This window comes from Streptomyces lunalinharesii, from assembly GCF_039532155.1.
Taxonomy (GTDB): Bacteria; Actinomycetota; Actinomycetes; order Streptomycetales; family Streptomycetaceae; genus Streptomyces; species Streptomyces lunalinharesii.
In genome coordinates this window covers 1-845 of sequence record NZ_BAAARK010000120.1, presented here as the reverse complement: position 1 = coordinate 845, position 845 = coordinate 1, and the positions used below count along the sequence as shown (strand labels likewise).

At 71.6% G+C, this 845-nt stretch carries 1 protein-coding gene; it reads right to left on the bottom strand.

Annotated elements, in window-relative coordinates; genetic code table 11:
* Positions 1-682: KS-MAT linker domain-containing protein (locus ABD385_RS41220; protein ID WP_344585416.1), on the bottom strand; the 682-nt coding region annotated here is incomplete at its 3' end.
* Positions 683-845 lie beyond the last annotated feature (163 nt).

The following is an 845-nucleotide window of genomic DNA, read 5'->3' as shown; positions in this document are numbered from 1 at the left end:
GCGCCAACTCCACATACGCCACCGCAGGCCACACCCGACGCCCAAACACCACATGATCAGCCAAATAAAACTCACCCCCATCCCGCCTGGCCACATACCGCTGCTCAAACAACGACGACACATTCGCGTCCACCAACGGATGCAACCCACCGCCGACGACCCGACCGGAGACCCCCGCCGGCAGGTCCTCGACGGAGCCGGCCTCGTCGGCCGACGCCACCCAGTACCGCTCGCGGGCGAACGGGTAGCCCGGCAGCGGGATCCGGCGCCCGGTCACGCCCGGAACGTCGGACCACTCGACCTCGGCGCCCCGCACCCACAACTCGACCAGGGCGTCCAGATCGCCGGCCGCGGTGGCCGTGCGCACCGCCCCCGCGTGCGCGCGCACCGCACCCGACCGGCTCCCGCCCCGCCGGACGCCGGGGACGGACTCCTCCCCGCGGGCGAACGCCGCCAGCAGGCGCACGAGTTCGGCACCGTCATCGGTGACGACGACGAGCCGCTCCTCCATGGCTTCGCGTCCGGTGTGGAGGGTGTACGCGACATCGGCCAGGGCCACCCGCTCCCGCTCCAGGAACACCCCCAGCCGCCCGGCGTACTCCCGCAACCGCTCCACGTCACGCGCCGACACCACGAACACCAACGGATCCCCGACCCGCTGCACCCCCGCCACCACATCCACACCCGCACCAGTGCCGGTGCCAGTGCCAGTGCCGATGAACTCCTCCACCACCACATGCGCATTGGAACCACCCGCACCGAACGAACTCACCCCGGCCCGACGCGGCACCACCACACCCTCAACCACCCGCACCGGCCACTCACCGGACTCCCGCTGCACCCGA